This is a genomic window from Streptomyces sp. S4.7 (genome assembly GCF_010384365.1).
Lineage (GTDB): Bacteria > Actinomycetota > Actinomycetes > Streptomycetales > Streptomycetaceae > Streptomyces.
Genome location: NZ_CP048397.1, coordinates 5,388,988 through 5,409,674 on the forward strand (window position 1 = coordinate 5,388,988; position 20,687 = coordinate 5,409,674).

Consider the following 20,687-nt stretch of genomic DNA (forward strand, 5'->3'; position numbering starts at 1 on the left):
CTGGTGCCGGGGCGGGACGCGGAGGCCGGAACGGCTGCGGACCACAGGGGGGTCCGCAGCCGTTCCGGCCCCCTCCGACCGCCGGCCGGGACGGGGCACACTGTGGGGATGACGACAGCCAGGGCGGCGCGTGTGCCGGTCTCCGTGGAGGAGCGGTGGGAACAGTTCCACCGGTGGGGCCCCTACGCCCTGCTGGCGCTGTCCACCGTGGTCTCGGCCCTCAGCGTGGACGCCTTCGGCATGACCCGCAGCGCGCAGTACACGGCCGGGGCGCTGGTCGTCCTCGCCGTCGTCCTCCAGCTGTGCCGGGGCCGCGTCGGGCGCGGTCGGCCCCTGCACGAGCGCGAGCCGTCCGCCGCCGGCCTGGTCTACTACGGCCTGCGGACCGTCATCGCCTTCCTCCTCACGTGGCTCAACCCGCTCTTCGCGATCTACGCGGTCCTCGGCTACTTCGACAGCGGGCATCTGCTGCCCGAGCGCGCCGTCCGGGCCGGACTCCTCGTCCACGCCGTCATCATGGCGGGCTCGCAGTCCGGGGGACTGCCACCGGGCGGTCTCCTCCAGTGGGTCCTCTTCGCCGGGCTCCTCCTGCTCAACGGCTCGCTCACGCTCGTCTTCGCCCATCTCAGCCGCAGGGAGTCCGAGGTCGCCGCCGAGCGGTCCGCGACCATCACCGAGCTCGAACAGGCCAACGCCCGTCTGGAGCAGGCCCTGGAGGAGAACGCGGGGCTGCACGCCCAGCTCCTCGTCCAGGCCCGGGAGGCGGGCGTCGCCGACGAGCGCCGCAGGCTCGCCGCCGAGATCCACGACACCATCGCCCAGGGGCTGACCGGCATCATCGCCCAGCTCCAGGTGGTGACCGCCACCTCCGACCCCGAGCTGGCCCGCGAGCATCTGACACGGGCCGCCGCCCTCGCCCGCCACAGCCTCGGTGAGGCACGCCGCTCGGTGCGCAACCTCGGCCCGGCGGCCCTGGACCACGACACCCTGGCCGAGGCACTGAAGAAGGCCGTCGCCGAGTGGTCCGACCGGACCGGTGTACGGGCGGGGTTCACCGTCACCGGTACGGAGGAGCCCCTGCACGACGAGGTCGCCGCCACGCTGCTGCGCATCGCCCAGGAAGCCCTCGCCAACACCGCCAGGCACGCCGCGGCCGACCGGGCGGGCGTCACCCTCTCGTACATGGGTCACGAGATCACCCTCGACGTACGGGACGACGGGCGGGGTTTCGACCCCCTCGTGCTGCGCCCGCGCTCCGGTTCGAACGGGTTCGGACTCGACGGGATGCGCGCCCGCGCGGAGCGCATAGCGGGCACCGTCACCGTGGAGTCGGAGGTGGGCGGCGGCACGGCGGTCTCGGCTCGCGTACCTTTGGTCCGTCATGCCGGAGCGGACCGTCACCCTGATCGTCGTCGATGACCATCCCGTCGTACGGGACGGTCTGCGCGGCATGTTCGAATCCGCCGACGGCTTCGAGGTGCTGGGCGAGGCGTCCGGCGGCGTCGCCGGGGTCGAGCTGGCGCTCCGTGTGGACCCGGACGTCGTCCTGATGGACCTGCGGATGCCGGACGGCGGGGGAGTCGACGCGATAGCCGCCCTGACCCGGCGCGGCGCCCGTGCCAAGGTGCTCGTCCTCACCACGTACGACACGGACTCCGACACCATCCCCGCGATCGAGGCGGGCGCCACCGGCTACCTCCTCAAGGACGCGCCGCGCGAGGAGCTGTTCACGGCGGTACGGGCGGCGGCCGAGGGACGTACGGTCCTGTCGCCCGCCGTCGCGTCCCGGCTGGTCTCCCGCGTCCGTACGCCCGCCGCGGGCAACGAACCGCTCTCCGCCCGTGAGCGCGAGGTCCTCGAACTCGTCGCGCGGGGCACGTCGAACCGCGAGATCGCCGCCGAGCTGTTCATCAGCGAGGCGACGGTGAAGACCCATCTCACGCACATATACGCCAAGTTGGGTGTGAAGGACCGGGCGGCGGCGGTCGCGGTGGGGTACGACCGCAAGATCCTCGGCTGAGCCCCTCGCCGCTTCCCTCCCGAGGAGGCGGCGGCTCGCCCGCCCTCCTCAGGAGGCCGCGTCCCACCCCCGTACGCGCAGCAGCAGCACCGACCGCGCCGGCACCGTGGTGACCCTCCCCCCGTCCAGCACCGTGCCCGGCTCCTCCTCCTGGTCCTCCGACGAGGTGTCGGCCACCAGTTCGTACGACCGCGCCCACGGCTCGCCGGGCAGCGCGAAGTCCTGCGGCCCGGAGCCCGAGTGCAGGACCGCGAGGAAGCTGTCGTCGGTGATCTTCCGCCCGCGGGCGTCGCGCCCGGGGATGTCGCGCCCCGACAGGAACAGCCCGAGCGTCGAGGCGGGCGCGTACCAGTCCCGCTCGGTCATCTCCTTGCCGTCGGGCCGGAACCACGCAAGGTCGCGCAGCCCGTCGGGCGCCTGTGCGCGGCCGGAGAAGAACGCGCGGCGGCGCAGCACCGGATGGGCGTGCCGCAGCGCCAGGAGCCGTCGGGTGAGCCGGTAGAGGCCGTGGGAGCCCGGCTGGTCGAGCAGGGACCAGTCGAGCCAGCTCGTCTCGTTGTCCTGGCAGTACGCGTTGTTGCTGCCGCCCTGCGTACGGCCCATCTCGTCGCCCGCGACCAGCATCGGCACACCCGTCGACAGCAGCAGGGTGGTGAGGAGGTTGCGCAGTTGCCGCCGCCGCAGGGCGTTGATCCCGGCGTCGTCGGTCTCGCCCTCCACGCCGCAGTTCCAGGCGCGGTTGTCGTCCGTGCCGTCCCTGTTGCCCTCGCCGTTGGCCTCGTTGTGCTTGTGCTCGTAACTGACGAGGTCGCGCAGCGTGAAGCCGTCGTGGGCGGTGACGAAGTTGACGGACGCGTACGGACGCCGGCCGCCCCACGCGTACAGATCGCTCGACCCGGACAGCCGGTAGCCCAGATCCCGTACGTCCGGGGTGGCACCGCGCCAGAAGTCGCGTACGGCGTCCCGGTAGCGGTCGTTCCACTCGGCCCACAGCGGCGGGAAGGACCCGGCCTGGTAGCCGCCGTCGCCGACGTCCCACGGTTCGGCGATGAGCTTGACCCGTCGCAGCACCGGATCCTGCGCTATCACGGCCAGGAAGGGCGACAGCATGTCGACGTCGTGCATGGAGCGGGCGAGCGCCGCCGCCAGGTCGAAGCGGAAACCGTCGACACCCATCTCCGTGACCCAGTACCGCAGCGAGTCCGTGATCAGGCGCAGGACCTGCGGCTGGACGACATGGAGGGTGTTGCCGCACCCCGTGTAGTCGCTGTATCTGCGGGCGTCGGCCTGGAGGCGGTAGTAGCCGCGGTTGTCGATACCGCGCAGGGACAGCGTCGGTCCGAGCTCGCCCGCCTCCGCCGTGTGGTTGTAGACGACGTCGAGGATGACCTCGATCCCGGCGTCGTGCAGGGCGCGCACCATCCGCTTGAACTCGCCGACCTGCTGTCCCCGGGTGCCGCCCGCCGCGTAGTCGGCGTGGGGGGCGAAGTAGCCGATGGAGTTGTAGCCCCAGTAGTTGCGCAGCCCGCGCCGCAGCAGATGGTCCTCGTGGGCGAACTGGTGCACCGGCAGCAGCTCGACGGCGGTCACCCCGAGCCGTACGAGATGCTCGATCGCCGCCGGGTGGGCGAGGCCCGCGTAGGTGCCGCGCAGCTCGTCGGGGATGCCCGGATGGCGCATGGTGAAGCCGCGTACGTGCAGCTCGTAGATGACCGTGTCCGCCCAGGGCGTCTTGGGCCGCCGGTCGTCGGCCCAGGTGTCGTCGGGGGCGTCGTCGTGGACGACGACCCCCTTGGGGACGTGCGGCGCGGAGTCGTGCTCGTCGCGCACCGTGTCGGCGACCTGCTGCTGCGGCCAGTCGCGCACATGGCCGTACACCTCGGGAGGCAGCGCGAAGTCGCCGTCGACGGCGCGCGCGTACGGGTCGAGGAGCAGCTTCGCCGGATTCCAGCGGGCGCCCGTCCAGGGGTCCCAGCGGCCGTGCACACGGAAGCCGTACCGCTGTCCGGGGCGTATGCCGGGTACGAAACCGTGCCAGATCTCGTGCGTCAGCTCGGTCAGTGGGAGGCGGGTCTCCACGGCGCCGCCTTCCACGACACCGCTTCCCACGGCGCCGCCTCCTACAGAGGCCGCGTCCTCGGCCGGGCCGCCGTCCGGAGCTCCGGCGTCGTCGAAGAGGCACAGCTCGACGGCTTCCGCGCCGCCCGCCCACAGGGCGAAGTTCGTCCCCGCGACCCCGTCCGGACCCACCCGGTACCGCGCTCCCAGCGGTGTCGGCGCTCCTGGCCACACCTCGGGCGGGGGAGCGGCGGCGGCCGCCTCCCCGGCGGCCTCCGTCCCGCTGACCGCCCTCCGCCCGGCGTCCGTACCGACGCCCGGCTCGACCTCTTCGACCGGATCTCTCACATGATCCATCATCGGATCCCGGACCGGTTCCCGCACTGTCTCCTGCTCGGCTGCGCTCGCCACCTGTCAGGCCTCCCGGCTCGTCGGGCCCGCGCATCCGGCGGCCACGGCGTCCCGGCCGTGGCTCCCCCTCGCGTGGTCCTCCCACGTGTTCTGCCCGCCGGAAGGCCCCCGCTCACGTTTCCCCCGCAGGGGGGTCGTCGTTGGGGGGTCGTGACACACGTACTGAAGCGGGCAAGGACCGGCGCCGCAGCCGTTCTGACATGCGCAGGCCTGATGGCGGGGCTGGCCGGACTGACGGGCTGCACCGTCGGCGAGACCTTCACCGAAAGCAAGTCCCGGGCGCCTGGGGACACGATTCGTATCAGCCCCGAGGACCGGGCCAGGAACATCAAGCGCGGTGACCGGATCGAGGTGAGGGTTCCCGACGGCCGGCTGGAGCGGGTCGAGGTCGCGCGGGTCGACGGCGCGCAGCGCACGAAGCTGCCGGGCCGGACCTCCGACGACGGACTCGTGTGGTCGCCGGACGCGGACGCGCGCGTCGTCCTCGCGGCCAAATACAGCGTCGACGTGGTGGCCGTGGACGGCGATGGCCGCAGATCGGCCCGCCACTCCACCTTCACCACCGCCGTGCCGAAGCACCGCTTCATCGGCTACTTCCAGCCCGAGAACCGCTCGACCGTCGGCACCGGCATGATCGTCTCCTTCGACTTCAACCGGAAGATCGAGAACCGCGCCGCCGTCCAGCGCGCCGTCCGCGTCACCTCGAACCCGCCGGTCGAGGTCGTCGGCCACTGGTTCGGCGACCGCCGGCTGGACTTCCGGCCCCGGGAGTACTGGAAGCCGGGCACCGAGGTCACGGTCGATCTGCGGCTGCGGGACGTCCAGGCCGCGCCGGGGGTCTTCGGCATCCAGGAGAAGACCGTCGGGTTCACGGTCGGCCGCTCCCAGGTGTCCCTTGTCGACGCCGAGAAACACACCATGGAGGTACGGCGCGACGGCGCGCTGGTCTCGACGGTGCCGATCACGGCCGGGGCGCCCAAGACCACGACGTACAACGGGAAGATGGTCGTCACCGAGCTGTACGACGTGACGCGGATGAACGGCGCGACGGTCGGCTTCGGCGGTGAGTACGACATCAAGGACGTGCCGCACGCCCTGCGCCTGACGACATCGGGGACGTTCCTGCACGGCAACTACTGGGCCACGCCGGACACGTTCGGCTCGACCAACGTCAGCCACGGGTGCGTCGGACTGCGTGATGTCAAGGGCGGCAGCGCGGACACCCCGGCGGGCTGGTTCTTCGACAGGACGCTCGTCGGTGATGTCGTGGAAGTGGTCAACTCCCGCGACAGGACCGTCGCTCCGGACAACGGGCTGGGCGGCTGGAACCTCGACTGGCCCAAGTGGAAGGCGGGTTCCGCGGTCGCCGGCTGACGGCACGGAGCCGTACGGCTCCCAGGACCCGGCCCCGTACCCACCCTCACCTGCGTGACCGTCCCTGATTCCGGGAGACGTTGGAACGGAACAGTGACAATCCCGGGGAGTCCGGGACGGCTCGCGGTGTGATTATCTAGCGCCGTGCGCGCGAGCAAAGCGCGTGGGGGTGTGGAGCCCGGTCGTGCGTCGTTCGCACCCGGCTCCGAGGCCGAGGCGGGGCCCGGCCGTGTGAGGGGAGACGACCATTGAACGGGCAGCCGATATCGGGGGCATCGGCGGAAGCCGGCCGGGCACGGCGGGCGGGACGGGGCAGAGGGCTCGCGGCGTTCGCGCTTGGGGGCCTGCTCCTGTTCGTGACGGCGTGCGGCGGTGGGGGCGGCGAGGGCGGCGACAGCGGTGACGGCAAGGGCGAGAAGGACGGCGGGAAGGTCGAGAACGCCGCCTCCCAGGCCGTCGTGACGATCGCGCCCAAGGACGGCGCGAAGTCGGTCGCGACGAGCGGAGCGCTCAAGATCACCGCGAGCAAGGGCAAGTTGACGACCGTCGACGTCAAGGACGGCAAGGGCAACGCGGTCGACGGCAAGATCGCCGCTGGCGGCACCGCCTGGGAGCCGGCCCGGCACCTGGCCGGAGCCACCAAGTACACGGTGCACGCCATCGCCAAGGACTCCGAGGGCCGGGTGTCGGCGAAGGACACCACCTTCACCACCCTCGTACCGAAGAACACCTTCATCGGCCACTACACGCCGGAGGGCGGATCGACGGTCGGCGTCGGCATGCCGGTCTCGCTCAACTTCACCCGTGGCATCACCGATCCCGAGGCGGTCGAGCGGGCGATCAAGGTGACCGCGGAGCCGTCGGTACCCGTCGAGGGGCACTGGTTCGGCAACGACCGGCTCGACTTCCGGCCCGAGAAGTACTGGGCCGCGGGCACGAAGGTGACCGTGGAGCTCAACCTCGACGGCGTCGAGGGACGTCCCGGGGTCTACGGCGAGCAGGCCAAGACGGTGAAGTTCACCATCGGCCGCTCCATGGTCTCCACGGTGGACGCGAAGGCCAAGACGATGAAGATCGTCAAGGACGGCAAGCAGATCAAGAAGATCGCGATCACCGCGGGCGCGCCGTCGACCACCACGTACAACGGCGAGATGGTCATCAGCGAGAAGCACAAGGTGACGCGGATGAACGGCGCCACGGTGGGCTTCGGCGGCGAGTACGACATCAAGGACGTGCCGCACGCGATGCGGCTGTCCACGTCGGGCACCTTCATCCACGGCAACTACTGGGCGTCCGCCGGTACGTTCGGCTCCGCCAACGTCAGCCACGGGTGCGTCGGACTGCGCGACGTACGGGGCGGCTACGACAAGAAAATGCCGTCCGCGTGGTTCTACGACCAGTCGATCATCGGTGACGTGGTGATCGTGAAGAACTCCGACGACAAGAAGATCGCCCCGGACAACGGCCTCAACGGCTGGAACATGCCCTGGGCGCAGTGGACGAAGTAGTCCCGAAGTAGCCCGCCGGCAGTCCCCACGCGGTCCCCCGAGGGCCCGGCGCACCCCGACCGGGATGCGCCGGGCCCTTCCGCGTACCGGCGTCCTCGCGCACAGCACCCCCTAATCTGCCTGGTATGTCATCTGTGAATCTCGAAGTCTCCGGCGGCGTCGGCACCATCCGGCTGGACCGCCCGCCCATGAACGCGCTGAACATCGCGATCCAGGACCGCCTCCTCGAACTCGCTGCGGAGGCCGGGCGCCGCGACGACGTCAGGGCGGTGATCCTGTACGGCGGCGAGAAGGTGTTCGCCGCCGGCGCGGACATCAAGGAGATGCGCGACATGGACCACGCGGCGATGGTCGTACGGTCCCGGGCCCTCCAGGAGTCGTTCACGGCCGTGGCGCGGATCCCCAAGCCCGTGGTCGCCGCCGTCACCGGCTACGCGCTGGGCGGGGGCTGCGAGTTGGCCCTGTGCGCCGACTTCCGGATCGCCGCCGACAACGCGAAGCTCGGCCAGCCCGAGATCCTGCTCGGCCTGATCCCGGGCGCGGGCGGCACCCAGCGCCTGGCCCGGCTGATCGGCCCCTCGAAGGCCAAGGACCTCATCTTCACCGGCCGTCAGGTCAAGGCGCCCGAGGCGCTCGCCATGGGGCTGGTGGACCGCGTCGTACCGCCGGAGGAGGTCTACGAGCAGGCGCACGCGTGGGCCGCGAGGCTGGCCCAGGGGCCGGCCCTCGCGCTGCGGGCCGCCAAGGAGACCGTGGACGCGGGTCTGGAGACCGATCTGGAGACGGGCCTCGCGATCGAACGCAACTGGTTCGCGGGCCTGTTCGCCACCGAGGACCGCGAGCGCGGCATGCGCAGCTTCGTGGAGGAGGGGCCGGGCAAGGCCAAGTTCCTCTGACCGCACCGTGGTTGGACACCGGAGCGGGTGCGTCAACCTGGTGCCCGGCTCAGCTCCGCCTTAAGGCAACCTTAAGGCGGAGCGGTTGATCACATCCGGTGATCACCTGTGTGTGACGTGTTATCGCAGATCAGGATGGGTAGCGAGGGCGGCTTTCTGCCACGGTCATATGCCAAACTCCCTTGTGCGGGTGGCCTGTTCGGGGGTGCCGAATCCCTCGGAACGCCCCCGGCGGCCCGTCTGGGCAGCCATGATGGACGCATGGCGGGCCTTGAGGGTGTGGAACAACCGCGGCATGGCGGCGACGCGGCCGCTACGCGATTGACGCCGGCCGTCGAGGACGAACAGGCGCGCGGAGTGCTCGAACTTTTCGGCAATCCGACGGAAGCGGAAGTCCGGCTGCCGTCACGCCCCGAGTCCGCCCTGGCGGCGCGCAGACTCACCCATGTCGTCGTGCTGCGCCAGTGGGCGCTGTCCCCGCAGATGGCCGAGCACGCGGTGCTGCTCGTCTCCGAACTCGTCGGCAACGCCGTACGGCACACCGGGGCACGCGTCTTCGGCCTGCGGATGCTGCGCCGCCGCGGCTGGATCCGCGTCGAGGTGCGCGACCCCTCCCGCGGACTGCCCTGCCTGCTGCCGGTGCGCGAGATGGACACCAGCGGACGGGGGTTGTTCCTGGTGGACAAGCTCTCCGACCGGTGGGGCGTGGATCTGCTGCCGCGCGGCAAGACGACCTGGTTCGAGATGCGGGTCTCGGACCGCCGTCCCTGAGGGGCGTGTCCCTGGAAAGCGGTGTCGCCGGGAGCCTCGGCGCCTGCCGCCGAGGCAGCGGGGATGTGCCGATAATCTGACCCCTGTCAGTAGGGATCAAGAAGGGGCGGAAGCAGTGGCGGACATCGAAGAGGCGCGCAAGGCGTTCGACCGTTTCGACGGGAACAGCGACGGGCTGATCACGGCGGCGGAGTACAAGAGCGCGATGGCGCAGCTCGGCGACTTCCATGTGACGGAGACCGTGGCCCAGGCCGTGATCAACGCCCACGACTCCAACAACGACGGCCTCCTCACCTTCGAGGAATTCCTGGCGTCCCGCGCCAAGGGTTAGGCCCTGTAGCCGCCGCGCGTCGCGCTCGTCCTCGGTCGCCGGACGGGCTCCCGGGCCCGTCCGGCGACCGGGGGACCGACCGGCCACCGCGCGGGAGGGGGCGAGGATGCCGACACGGGCCGGGGCAGTCGGCGCCGGCGGCGCCGTGCTGGCGCTGCTCGTCGTGCTGTACGGCGCCGCCGTCGCCTCGCGCGGCACCGGCGAGCTGCGCATACCCGCCGCCGGCACCACCTCCCTCCTGCGCGCCGCGGTCTTCACCGCGCTCGCGCTGCACCTGGGCGAACTGGCCGGCGCCGCCCTCGCCCGCACCGGTCCGCTGCCCCGCTCCCTGGCGCTGCCCGCCGCGCTGGCCGGAGCCGCCGCCTCGGCCGGACAGATCGCGGTCCTCGCGGTGGTGAGCGACCTCGACATCCCCGCGACGTACGGCACCCGCGAGGGCGGCCTGCTGCTCGTCATGGCCAACGGCTTCCTGCTCGCCGCCGCTTGCGCCGGTACGGGCCGGCCCCGCCGGGCGCTCGTCCCGCTCGCGGGCGTCGTCCTCGCGGAGGCGCTGCGCGCCCACCCGGAGCCGTACACCCCGGAACTGGGCACGGCGCTCACGGTCGTCCACCTGACCGCCGCGTCCCTGTGGGCCGGCGGCCTCTGCCATGTCCTGCGCACCATGTGGCTGCGGCACGCCGATCCCGCGGACGGCCGGGCCGTGCTGACCCGCTACGCGCGCGGCGCCGTCTGGCTGCTGGTCGTGCTGGCCGCCACCGGAACGCTGTCCACGCTGCGCCGGCTGCCCGCCGACGTGGTCGTCACGTCGGCGTACGGCCGCGTCCTGATCGCCAAGCTCGTACTCGTCGCGGTGGCGAGCGCGTTGGCCCTGCTGGCGCGCCGGCGCCTGCTGCTGAGCCACGACGCGCACCGGGCGGCCCGCGTCGAACTCGTCGTCCTGGCGGCCGTGGTGCTGCTCTCCGCCGTTCTCACGGTCGTCCCGGACCCGCACTGGCTCAGCACGCGCTGAACAACTCGGCCGCCCCGCTCCCGGGACATCGCGTACGTGATCGGCGGGTACCGGAGTTTCCGGGGCGATGATCGTAGCGATGCGTGTCGGGCTGCCGCGCGGCAATACTCCGGACCCGGCCGGGCAGGGTGGAGCGGGAGAGGAGAGTCGTCGAGGGGCGCGCGGAGACACATCCCGCCGTCGCGGACGGCGGAGGTGTCCGCCGCTACCTCCGTGCGGCAAACTCTGTTGAACGACGTGGACGAGTACGAGATGAGCGGCACGGCGAAGGATCACGGATCGTGAGAGCAGAGAACACGGACATGCTGGCTTTTGTTCGGGCACGCCTGGACGAGGAGGAGCAGGTCGCACGGGCGGCCGGCGGGGAGAGCTGGCGGTGTCCGCCCGAGGCGCCGGGTGAGGTCCACGACCGGTCCGGCGGGATCTCCTTCAGCGTGCGGACGCAAGGGTACGACCGCCACATCGCCCTCCAGGACCCGGCGCGCACGCTGCGCCGGATCGAGACGAGCAGAGTGCTCCTGGGCGAGTACGCCGAGGTCGCGCACCTGGACGTCGACCGCCCGGAGCACGACTTCCCCTCCGGCCGCGCGGTGGGGCTGGGCTTCGTCGTCCGCCAGATGGCGGCGGAGCACGCCGGGCACAGCGACTACCAGGCGAGATGGCTGCCGCGTTTCGCGAGGTAGCCAACTGCCCCGGAACGGAGGCCCGTTCGGGCTCGGGCATGGGCGGTCGCGGAGTGAATCGGGCAGGTCACCGCCCGTGTTCGTGAAGTGACCGCCTCATATGCCGATCGGATATACGATCACTCAACAATGTCCGGCACGGGGGTAGTTGACGAGTCGCGCCCATCCAGAACCACCCATGGACCGCGGCGGACGACTCACCGCCGGACATCGACTTCAGCCAACTCGAAGGTTTCCCATGGTCCGATCCCCCACGCCCGCATCCCCGTCACGTGACCGCGGGGCGCGGCTCCTGTGGCCGGTGGCGCAGCTTCTGGCCCTGTGCGCCGTCGCCGTCGGCGCGGTGGCCCTGGCCGGCGTACACATCGGGGCGGCGGTGGCGTACGGCGCGCTCGCCCTGCTGTTACCGGTCGTCATGGAAACCCTGCGCAGACGGCACCGTGACGCCGTGTCGGACGCCGCCGAGCGGCGGGCCGAGGCCGATCGCGTACGGGCCGAGGCGGCGGGCCGTGACGCCCACTGGCACCGGCGGACCCGGGAACGCGCCGAACTGGTGCGCGCGGAAGTCGAGTTCCTCGTCACGAAGCGGCTGCCCGCGGCCTTCTCCCGGACCGAGATCCCGCGACCGCAGTACAGCGACGACGAGTTGGGCGCGGGCGTCGCCGAGTGGTTCGACCGGCTGCTGACCGCCGTCACCGAGGAGGCCGACGACCGCGAGGAGTCGCAGCGCCTGTCGCTGGTCGAGCTGGCGAGCCGGGTGCAGACGTCGGCCCACCGGATCCAGGCGACCGTGACCGGTCTGGCCGACCGCTACCCCGGCGACACGGACCTGCTGGAGACCACCATGCTGGTGGACCACGCCGCCACCCAGCAGGCCAGGCACGCGCAGAGCCTCAAGGTGCTGTGCGGCGAGTGGCCCGGCCAGCAGTGGCAGCGGCCGCTCGCGCTGGTGGACGTCGTCCGCGCGGCGTCCGGCCGCATCGTCGCCTTCAAGCGCGTCGAGGTCAGCGGTGACCCCGACGTGGGCGTCACCCCGTCCGTGGTCGAACCGCTGATCCACCTCATGGCCGAACTGCTCGCCAACGCCACGGAGTACTCGCCGCCGAAGACCGGCGTGCCCGTCACGGTGCGTACGGTGCAGCGCGGCGCGGTCATCGAGGTCGACGACGGCGGTCTCGGCCTGGACGAGTACCGGCTCGCCGAGGCGCGCGAGATCGTGTCGGGCCGCCGGCTCCTCGGCGTCGGCGACGTCGGCGAGATCCCGCAGACCGGCCTCGCCGTCGTGGGCCGCTTCGCCGAACGGCACGGCTTCCAGGTCGACCTCGGGCCCTCGCCGTACGGCGGTGTCCGCGCCGTGGTCCTGGTGCCGGTGGACGTACTGGAAACGCTCGCGCCCGCCGGTACGCCGGCGGGGCGGGTCCTGCCCGCGACGCACCCGGTCCCGGAGGTCCCCGCGCCCGCGCCGGCCCCCACGCCGCGAACGGAGCCCGGGGCCGCGCCCGCACCGGCCGGGACACCGGCGCCCGCCGCCGCGCCCGTCGTCCCCGCTCCCGCTTCCGACGCAGGCCCGCCGCGCACCGGGCGACGGCTCCCGCAGCGGCGTTCGCGGCGCGAGGACTACGCGCCCCGCGCCGGGGCGGTGACGCCCGCCCCCTCCGCCGTCACCCCGCCCGGCTCACCGGAAGAGGCCGGCGACTGGATGGAGCAGTTCTTCGAGGGCTGCCGCTCCCTGCCGTCCCCCGACGAGCCCGCGGAAGCGTCCACCGCGTCCACCGCGTCCACCGCGTCCACCGCGTCCGGCGCCCCGGACCCGGCCGTGGACTCCGCCCCCAACGAGGGCCTGCACGGCCCGTCTTCCTCCGCCGTCCCCCACCCCCCAGAAGGACAGATGTGAGTATGAGCTACGTGGAGAACCCGGAGCGGCGCGGTTGGATGATCGCCGACGTCGCCGTCGTACCGGGTGTCGAGCGAGTCATCGTGTTCAGCGCCGACGGACTCCTGCTGGCCAGTTCGGACGGAATGGACCGGGACGCCGCCGAGCGTCTCTCGGCCAGCTGCTCCGGGCTCCAGTCCCTCGGCCGCAGTCTGGGCCGGGAGTTCGGCACGGACGGCGGAGCCGTGCACCAGCAGATGGTGGAGTTCAACGGCGGTTTCCTCTTCATGCGCAGCGCCAACGGCGCCCATCTCGCGGTGGTGACGGGCCCCGTGGTGGACCCGAAGCTCGTCGCCCGGCAGATGCAGGCGCAGGTGATGAAGATCGGCGCGGGCAACCTGAGCAGCCCGCCGAGGCAGGACCCCGTATGAACGGGCCGGGAGGGGAGTACGACGACAGCGCCGGCGCGTTACGTCCGTACGTCATCACCAAAGGGCGCTCCCGGCCGAGCCGCAACACCATAAGCATCGAGACACTCCTCGTGGCGATCAGTCCTCCACGCGCCCTGCCGGTCTCGGCGACCAGGGAAGAACGCGCCCTGGTGCGGATGTGCGAGCGGCTGCTGTCCCTCGTGGAGGCGGCCGCCCATCTCGGTCTGCCGGTCAGCCTGGTGAAGGTACTGGCGTCCGATCTGGTCGACAGCGGTCATCTCTCCGCCCGTTCGGGTGTCCCCAAAGCCGCCCTGCCCGACTCGCAACTCCTCCAGGAGGTACTGGATGGTCTCCGTCGGCTCCGCTGACCGTTACTTGCCCGACACTGTCCAGCAGGCCGTCAAGATTCTCGTCGTGGGCGCGTTCGGCGTCGGCAAGACCACCCTGGTCGGCTCGGTCAGCGAGATCGAGCCCCTGCGCACCGAGGAGGTCATGACGCAGGCGAGCGTCGGTGTGGACGTCCTGGCCGGAATGAGTACGAAGACCACGACCACCGTCGCGATGGACTTCGGCCGGATCACCCTCAACTCCCGCCTCGTGCTCTATCTGTTCGGGACGCCGGGACAGCGCCGCTTCTGGGATCTGTGGGAGGGGCTGGCGGAGGGCGCGCTCGGCGTGCTCGTCATCGTCGACACCCGCAGACTGGAGGACAGCTTCGACGTACTCGAACAACTGGAGCTGCGCGGACTGCCGTTCGCGGTCGCGGTCAACGAGTTCCCCGACAGCGAGCGGTTCGGCGCGGAGGAACTGCGCGACGCGCTGGACCTGTTGCCCGAGACCCCGGTGACGGTGTGCGACGCGCGTGACCACGCCTCGTCCGTCGACGCCCTGATCAGCCTGGTCGAGTACGTCTCGGTCGGCTCGGCACGCACCCCGGAGACCGCCTCATGAGTTCGGCACCGCAGCCCGCCTCCGTACCGGGATCCGGTCCCTCGTCAGGATCAGGAGCAGTGTCCGAGCCGGCGCCCCCGCCGCGGTGCCCGGCGCACCACTCGCACGGCGGCGGTACGGGACTGCTCCCGCTGTCCGCCGCGGTGGGCGCCCCCGACCCGCGCGCCGTCTACCGCGAACTCCGCGCCGAGTGGGGCAACGTGGCCAAGGTGGAGCTCGAACCGGGCGTCCCCGCCTGGCTCGTGATGGGCTACCGGGAACTGCTGACCATCACCCGCCAGGAGCAGATCTACTCCCGCGACGGCCGCAAGTGGCGCCATATGCACGACGGCGTCGTCTCGCCCGACTCGGGTCTCCTGCCGATGATGGGCTGGCGCGCCAACGTCATCGGCGCCGACGGCGCCGAGCACCGTCGGCTGCGCAAACCGCTCGACGACGGCATCGCGCGGATCGACCAGCGCAAGGTCCGCCGCCATGTCGAGAAGATCTGCACCGACCTGATCGCGGAGTTCTCCGAGCGCGGCAGCGCGGACCTGGTGAACGAGTACGCCACGATCGTCCCGATGCTCTCGCTCGCCTCGCTGTTCGGCCTCGACGCCGCCGAGGGACGGGAGTTGCTGGACGCGCTCATCGCGCTGTTCGGCAGCGCCGACGACTCACAGGCCGGCAACCGGCACTTCGAGGAGATCCTGCTCGACACGGTGCGCGAGCGGCGGCGCAACCCGACCGACGACATGACGACGGTCTTCATCAACCACCCGAACCTCCGCAACGAGGCCGAGCGCCTCCAGTCCATCGTGGTGATGATCTCCGCCGGCAACGAGACCGTCACCGCCTGGATCTCGCACACGCTGCGCCTGATGCTCACGGACCCGAGGTTCGCCGCCCGGCTGCACGGCGGCCGGCTCGGTGTCGACGACGCGCTCGACCAGGCGCTGTGGCGCGACCCGCCGATGAACAACATGCCGGCCCGGTACGCCCTGCACGACACGGAGCTGGGCGGCCGGTTCATCCAGCGCGGCGACTGCCTGATCCTCGGCCACGCCGCCGCCAACGACGACCCCGCGATCCGCCCCGACGAAGGCGACGAGGAGCCCGGCAACCGCGCCCATCTCGCCTTCTCGGCCGGACCGCACGTCTGCCCGGCGCAGGTACCGGCGCGGCTGATCACCCGCACGGCGGTGAACACGGCGCTGAACCTGCTGCCGGACATGAAGCTCGCCATCCCCGCCGAGGAGGTGACCTGGCGCCCGTCACCCTGGACGCGGGTCCCCCTCGCGCTCCCGGCACGGTTCTCCGCGGCCCGGATCCCGGTCCGCACCGGCCGGGGCTAGGGGCTGTCCCGCCGAACGGCCTGAGCGGCCCGAACGGCCGAAGTGGCCCGGCACCGGCGGGACTTCCCCCAGATCACACCCACCAGCCCGAGTTCTGGAGAAGCGACATGACCACGCAAGCGGCGGCCTCGTCCGAGGCCGGCATACCGGTCGTCACCCTCGACCCGCACGGCAGCGACCACCACGGCGAGGCGGCCAGGCTCCGCGAACTCGGCCCCGTGGTCCGTGTCGAGCTGCCCGGCGACGTCATGGCGTGGTCCGTGACCGACCACGCCCTGCTGAACGACATGATCGCCGACCCGCGCTTCAGCAAGGACTGGCGCAACTGGAACGCCGTCCTGCGCGGCGAGATATCCGACGGCTGGCCGCTCATCGGCATGGTCAAGGTCACCAACATGGTCACCTCGGACGGCCAGGAGCACCGCAGGCTGCGGAAGTTGGTCACCCAGACGTTCACGCCCCGCCGGGTCCAGGAGCTGCGCCCGCGCATCGAGCAGATCGTGGGCGAGCTGCTGGACGCGCTGCCCACGCACGCGAACGCCGACGGCAGCGTCGACCTCCGCCGTCATTTCGCCCACCCGGTGCCCATGCGGGTGATCTGCGAACTGTTCGGCGTCCCCGAGCACGAGCGGCCCCGGCTCAAGGAGCTGATGGACAACATCTTCCGCTCCGACCTGGGACCGGAAGAAGTGACGGCCAGTCAGATCGAGCAGTATCAGCTCCTCGCACGGGTGGTCGACAACTGCCGAAGGAATCCCGGCGCCGACCTGACCAGCGCGCTCATCGCCGCCCGCGACGCGGACCCCGACTCGCTCAGCGAGGAGGAGCTGGTCGGCACACTGCTGCTGATGCTCTCCGCCGGTCAGGAGACCACGCTCAGCCTGATCACCAACGCCGTACGCGCGCTGCTCACCCACCCCGACCAGCGCGCCCTCGCCGAGCGGGGTGACGAGGCGGTGTGGGCGGACGTGGTCGAGGAGACCCTGCGCTGGGACGCCCCGATCGGCAACTTCCCCTTCCGCTACCCCCTGGAGGACGTGGAGATCGCGGGCGTACGCATCCCCAAGGGGGAGGCGATCATGGCCCCGTACAGCGCGGTCGGCCGCGACAGGGCCCAACACGGCGAATCCGCCGACGAGTTCGACATCACCCGGGAGCAGCGCAAGCACCTGGCGTTCAGCCACGGTCCGCACTTCTGCCTCGGCGCCCCGCTGGCCAGGCTCGAAGCGGCGCTGGCGATCCCCGCGGTGTTCGAGCGGTACCCGCAACTGGCGCTGGCCGTCGACCCGGCCGAACTGATCCCCGTGCCCTCGCTGTTCTCCAACAGCTCGGCCACACTGCCGGTACGTCTGGAAGCCTGACCCGCACGCCCGGCGCCGGCCCGTCCGGCCGGAGCCCCACGGTGGACAGGGACGGCGGAACGAGAGGGCGGACCCATGGCGAGCACGGCGGCGTACGACGAGATCGCGGACTGGTACGAGCACGAATTCCTCGGGGCCACCGAGGAAGGGCACGCCGACCCGCTGGGGCTCGTCGACCTCATCGACGACCTGCTCGGCGAGGGCACCGGCCCCTGCCTGGAGATCGGCTGCGGCACCGGCATCCACGCCGCCCGCGTCCGGGCGCTCGGCCGGACCCCGTCGGCGTGGACCTCGCGGCCGGGATGCCGGGCCACGCCCGCGGCCGGCTGCCGGTGGCGCGTGCCGACGCCGAGAGGCTGCCGTTCCGCGACGGATCGATGCCGGCGGTACTCGCGGTGATGGTGCACACCGACATGCCCGGCTATCCGGCGGTGCTCGAAGAGGTGGCGCGGGTGCTGCGCCCCGGCGGGGTGTTCGTGCACATCGGCGTCCACCCCTGCTTCTGCGGAGGCTTCGCCGACCGCGGCGACCCGGACAGGGTCGTCGTCCGGCCCGGCTGTCTCGACGGCCACTGGACGACGGAGTCCTGGACGGACCAGGGCCTGCGCGACAAGGTCGGCGCCACGCACCGTCCACTCCCGGAGCTGCTGCACGCCTTCCTGGACGCGGGCCTGGCGCCGGAACGGTTCGCCGAAGCCGGTGGTGCGACCCCCCTGGTCCTGGCGGCCAGGACCAGGTCGGCCGACCGAAAGCCGTAATGCAGATCATCATGAGTACGCGGTCGAGGTGCGCACCCCCGCGCCCCACGAACGTGTGAAACCGGGCCTGATGCCCGCTTCCGTGTCACTCCGCGCAACCGGCATGCAATACATTGCGGGCGTAATCATCTTTGTTTGTCGTGGTTTGCCCTGCCGGCACAGGCGAGTTCGCTTTGGCGGTCGGTGACTGAACTGGAGTTGGTGTGGCCGCACAGCCCGGATTTGAGGTCGACGCCCCGCAGGAGAGTGACGACGACTCGTACGCGAACGAACTGCCGGTACGGCGCAAGAAACCCGGCACTGTCATCGTCAAGTGGCTGACCACCACCGACCACAAGACGATCGGCTCGCTCTACCTGATCACGTCGTTCGGCTTCTTCGTGATCGGCGGAGTGATGGCGCTGGTCATGCGCGCCGAGCTGGCCCGTCCCGGCATTCAGATCGTGTCGCCCGAGCAGTACAATCAGGCGTTCACGATGCACGGCACGATCATGTTGCTGTTGTTCGCGACACCGCTGTTCGCCGGATTCACCAACTGGATCATGCCGCTCCAGCTCGGCGCTCCCGATGTGGCCTTCCCGCGGCTGAACATGTTCGCCTACTGGCTCTATCTGTTCGGCTCGGCCATCGCGGTGTCGGGCTTCATCACCCCGCAGGGCACCCCCGACTTCGGCTGGACCGCCTATACGCCATTGTCGGACTCGGTGCGCTCGCCGGGTTTGGGCGGGGACCTGTGGATCATGGGTCTGACCTTCAACGGGTTCGGCACGATTCTCGGGGCGGTCAACTTCATCACCACGATTGTCTGTATGCGCGCGCCCGGCATGACGATGTTCCGGATGCCGATCTTCTGCTGGAACGTACTGCTGACGTCGGTGCTGGTGCTGCTCGCCTTCCCCGTCCTCGCCGGTGCGCTCCTCGCATTGGAGGCCGACCGGAAGTTCGGTGCACACATCTTCGACGCCGCCAACGGTGGCCCGTTGCTCTGGCAGCACCTCTTCTGGTTCTTCGGGCATCCGGAGGTGTACATCATCGCCCTGCCGTTCTTCGGGATCGTCACCGAGATCATTCCGGTGTTCAGCCGGAAGCCGGTCTTCGGCTACATCGGTCTGGTGGGCGCCACGATCGCCATCGCGGGTCTCTCCGCGACCGTCTGGGCCCACCATATGTTCGTCACCGGCGCTGTGCTGTTGCCGTTCTTCTCCTTCATGACATTCTTGATCGCGGTACCGACCGGGGTGAAGTTCTTCAACTGGATCGGCACGATGTGGAAAGGCTCGCTGTCCTTCGAGACACCGATGCTGTGGTCGATCGGATTCCTCGTCACCTTCCTCTTCGGTGGTCTGACGGGCGTCATCCTGGCGTCACCGCCGATGGACTTCCATGTCTCCGACTCGTACTTCGTGGTCGCCCATTTCCACTACGTCGTCTTCGGCACAGTGGTGTTCGCGATGTTCGCCGGATTCCATTTCTGGTGGCCGAAGATGACCGGCAAGATGCTCGACGAACGGCTCGGGAAGATCACCTTCTGGACGCTGTTCATCGGCTTCCACGGCACGTTCCTGGTGCAGCACTGGCTGGGCGCGGAGGGTATGCCGCGGCGCTACGCCGACTACCTCCACGCCGACGGCTTCACCACGCTGAACACCATCTCCTCCATCAGCGCCTTCGTGCTGGGCCTGTCATTGCTGCCGTTTTTCTACAACGTCTGGAAGACCGCCAAGTACGGGAAGATGATCAAGGTGGACGACCCGTGGGGCTACGGCCGTTCGCTCGAATGGGCGACTTCGTGTCCGCCCCCGCGGCACAACTTCATCACGCTGCCCCGGATCCGCTCCGAGTCCCCGGCGTTCGACCTGCACCACCCGGAGGTGTCCGCCATCGAGGACGCGCACAACGAGGGCCGGCGGGACGTCGTGGAACCCGGCCAGGGCGTCGCCGCTCCACTGGGGGACGACAAGGGCGGGTCGTGACCGGCGAGTCGGCGCCGTCGCCCGGCGAGGCGTCTTCCGGCATCCAGCAGCTGGAGGGCTATCTGCTGGCGCAGAGCCGGGTGCGGGAGGCCCGTACGCACGCCGTGATCTTCGCCGACCGCATGCCCTGGCTGACCAGCGCGCAGCACGAGGAGGTCGTCAGCCTCTACACCCAGGACCACATCGCGATGTCCCGCCGGGCGCTGGAGGCGGTGGTGGCACGCGCGGGTGAGCTGAGGACGGAGTACACGGCGCGCTACGAACTGCTCAAGCGCCGGCTGCTGTGCGCCTACCTCATCGTTGTGATGGGCCTCGGGTGCGTGTTCCTGTGGCACTTCCCGCGCTGAGGGTCCGGCCGGTTCGCCCCGGCGGACGGGGCGGGCCCGTGGTCAGTGCAGTGAGTGGACCACGGCGTGGCCCCTGCCCCGGCCGATCATCCACTTGTTGACCGGAGTGGTGATCAGGAAGGCGACGGCGAAGCCGCCGAGGAGCGCGTACCAGAACAGCCCGTCGGACAGATGCGCGTCCATCGCTCCGGGAGTGAGCGCGATGATGCTGTTGTCGACGAGTTCCATGACGGCGATGGACACGGTGTCGGCGGCGAGCGCGATCTTGACCGCCGACTTCCAGTCGAGGCCCGCCCTGCGGACCGCGAACAGGGTGAAGGAGTAGCCGAAGACGAAGGCCAGGGAGATCGCCAGGACCATGGTGGGCACATTGCCCCACAGCAGGGCGGTACCGATGACCATGCCGAGGATCTCGCCGATGGCGCACCCGGTCAGACAGTGCACTGTCGCCTTGGCCGCCATGCCCCAGGACGCGCCACCGACGCCGCCCGTTCCGGCCGCCACGTGTCCCGCGTGCTCGCTGTGATCGCCGTGGTCCATGGGTCTCGACCTCATTCCGGTTCCATCGGGAGGCCCCGTCGTGGCCCGACACGACTCG

Annotated in this window: 21 protein-coding genes; 19 read left to right on the top strand and 2 right to left on the bottom strand. The window is 70.8% G+C overall.

Annotation, left to right across the window (positions count from 1 at the left end):
• Positions 1-108: 108 nt before the first annotated feature.
• Entirely contained in the window at positions 109-1,419 is a 1,311-nt protein-coding gene (locus tag SSPS47_RS24125) for a sensor histidine kinase (protein ID WP_164252846.1), read from the top strand.
• Positions 1,382-2,020: a response regulator transcription factor gene (locus SSPS47_RS24130; protein WP_164252847.1), complete on the top strand. Its 639-nt coding sequence runs from the start codon at positions 1,382-1,384 to the stop codon at positions 2,018-2,020. The genes SSPS47_RS24125 and SSPS47_RS24130 overlap by 38 nt, the downstream gene beginning before the upstream one ends.
• Before the next feature lie 48 nt (positions 2,021-2,068).
• On the opposite strand, the gene glgX is transcribed toward SSPS47_RS24130, so the two are convergent.
• A complete protein-coding gene (gene glgX / locus SSPS47_RS24135; RefSeq protein WP_239065034.1) occupies positions 2,069-4,489 on the bottom strand; it encodes a glycogen debranching protein GlgX in 2,421 nt (806 codons plus the stop codon).
• 150 nt (positions 4,490-4,639) lie between these two features.
• Between glgX and SSPS47_RS24140 the strand changes: the two genes are divergently transcribed.
• The 17 genes from SSPS47_RS24140 to SSPS47_RS24215 all read left to right on the top strand — a co-directional run bounded on the left by SSPS47_RS24140 (position 4,640) and on the right by SSPS47_RS24215 (position 20,089).
• Positions 4,640-5,863, top strand: a complete 1,224-nt coding sequence (locus tag SSPS47_RS24140; protein WP_164252848.1) for an Ig-like domain-containing protein — start codon at positions 4,640-4,642, stop codon at positions 5,861-5,863.
• Between the two features lie 248 nt (positions 5,864-6,111).
• Positions 6,112-7,371 (top strand): Ig-like domain-containing protein, encoded by a 1,260-nt coding sequence (locus SSPS47_RS24145; protein ID WP_164252849.1) that lies wholly within the window; start codon positions 6,112-6,114, stop codon positions 7,369-7,371.
• Between the two features lie 125 nt (positions 7,372-7,496).
• Complete coding sequence (locus SSPS47_RS24150; protein ID WP_078074984.1) at positions 7,497-8,267, top strand: enoyl-CoA hydratase-related protein; 771 nt, start codon at positions 7,497-7,499, stop codon at positions 8,265-8,267.
• Between the two features lie 261 nt (positions 8,268-8,528).
• Entirely contained in the window at positions 8,529-9,038 is a 510-nt protein-coding gene (locus SSPS47_RS24155; protein WP_078074983.1) for an ATP-binding protein, read from the top strand.
• Between the two features lie 115 nt (positions 9,039-9,153).
• Positions 9,154-9,369, top strand: coding sequence for an EF-hand domain-containing protein (locus tag SSPS47_RS24160; RefSeq protein WP_078074982.1), 216 nt, complete (start codon positions 9,154-9,156; stop codon positions 9,367-9,369).
• A gap of 106 nt (positions 9,370-9,475) precedes the next feature.
• Positions 9,476-10,378: a CopD family protein gene (locus SSPS47_RS24165; RefSeq protein ID WP_164252850.1), complete on the top strand. Its 903-nt coding sequence runs from the start codon at positions 9,476-9,478 to the stop codon at positions 10,376-10,378.
• A gap of 302 nt (positions 10,379-10,680) precedes the next feature.
• On the top strand, positions 10,681-11,061 hold the full coding sequence (locus tag SSPS47_RS24170; RefSeq protein ID WP_147873758.1) for a DUF6221 family protein: 381 nt from the start codon (positions 10,681-10,683) through the stop codon (positions 11,059-11,061).
• 238 nt (positions 11,062-11,299) lie between these two features.
• Complete coding sequence (locus SSPS47_RS24175; RefSeq protein WP_239065035.1) at positions 11,300-12,955, top strand: ATP-binding protein; 1,656 nt, start codon at positions 11,300-11,302, stop codon at positions 12,953-12,955.
• Positions 12,956-12,957: 2 nt separating this feature from the next.
• The gene (locus tag SSPS47_RS24180; protein ID WP_164252851.1) at positions 12,958-13,365 is read left to right on the top strand and encodes a roadblock/LC7 domain-containing protein; all 408 of its coding nucleotides are present in this window, start codon (positions 12,958-12,960) and stop codon (positions 13,363-13,365) included.
• Positions 13,362-13,733, top strand: a complete 372-nt coding sequence (locus SSPS47_RS24185) for a DUF742 domain-containing protein (protein WP_147873746.1) — start codon at positions 13,362-13,364, stop codon at positions 13,731-13,733. Before SSPS47_RS24180 ends, SSPS47_RS24185 begins: the two co-directional genes overlap by 4 nt.
• Positions 13,711-14,316 carry an ATP/GTP-binding protein gene (locus SSPS47_RS24190; RefSeq protein ID WP_147873745.1) on the top strand — a complete coding sequence of 202 codons (606 nt, stop codon included), beginning with the start codon at positions 13,711-13,713 and terminating at the stop codon, positions 14,314-14,316. The genes SSPS47_RS24185 and SSPS47_RS24190 overlap by 23 nt, the downstream gene beginning before the upstream one ends.
• 59 nt (positions 14,317-14,375) lie before the next feature.
• Positions 14,376-15,650 (top strand): cytochrome P450, encoded by a 1,275-nt coding sequence (locus SSPS47_RS24195; protein WP_239065036.1) that lies wholly within the window; start codon positions 14,376-14,378, stop codon positions 15,648-15,650.
• 107 nt (positions 15,651-15,757) lie between these two features.
• A complete protein-coding gene (locus tag SSPS47_RS24200; protein ID WP_164252852.1) occupies positions 15,758-17,011 on the top strand; it encodes a cytochrome P450 in 1,254 nt (417 codons plus the stop codon).
• Between the two features lie 75 nt (positions 17,012-17,086).
• Complete coding sequence (locus SSPS47_RS34905; RefSeq protein ID WP_203557916.1) at positions 17,087-17,410, top strand: hypothetical protein; 324 nt, start codon at positions 17,087-17,089, stop codon at positions 17,408-17,410.
• On the top strand, positions 17,314-17,769 hold the full coding sequence (locus tag SSPS47_RS24205) for a class I SAM-dependent methyltransferase (RefSeq protein WP_203557917.1): 456 nt from the start codon (positions 17,314-17,316) through the stop codon (positions 17,767-17,769). Before SSPS47_RS34905 ends, SSPS47_RS24205 begins: the two co-directional genes overlap by 97 nt.
• Before the next feature lie 203 nt (positions 17,770-17,972).
• Complete coding sequence (ctaD, locus tag SSPS47_RS24210; protein ID WP_164252853.1) at positions 17,973-19,742, top strand: cytochrome c oxidase subunit I; 1,770 nt, start codon at positions 17,973-17,975, stop codon at positions 19,740-19,742.
• A complete protein-coding gene (locus SSPS47_RS24215; RefSeq protein ID WP_164252854.1) occupies positions 19,739-20,089 on the top strand; it encodes a hypothetical protein in 351 nt (116 codons plus the stop codon). The genes ctaD and SSPS47_RS24215 overlap by 4 nt, the downstream gene beginning before the upstream one ends.
• Before the next feature lie 42 nt (positions 20,090-20,131).
• Here the strand turns inward: SSPS47_RS24215 and SSPS47_RS24220 are convergent, their stop codons facing one another.
• Positions 20,132-20,629 carry a DUF4396 domain-containing protein gene (locus tag SSPS47_RS24220; RefSeq protein WP_164252855.1) on the bottom strand — a complete coding sequence of 166 codons (498 nt, stop codon included), beginning with the start codon at positions 20,627-20,629 and terminating at the stop codon, positions 20,132-20,134.
• Positions 20,630-20,687 lie beyond the last annotated feature (58 nt).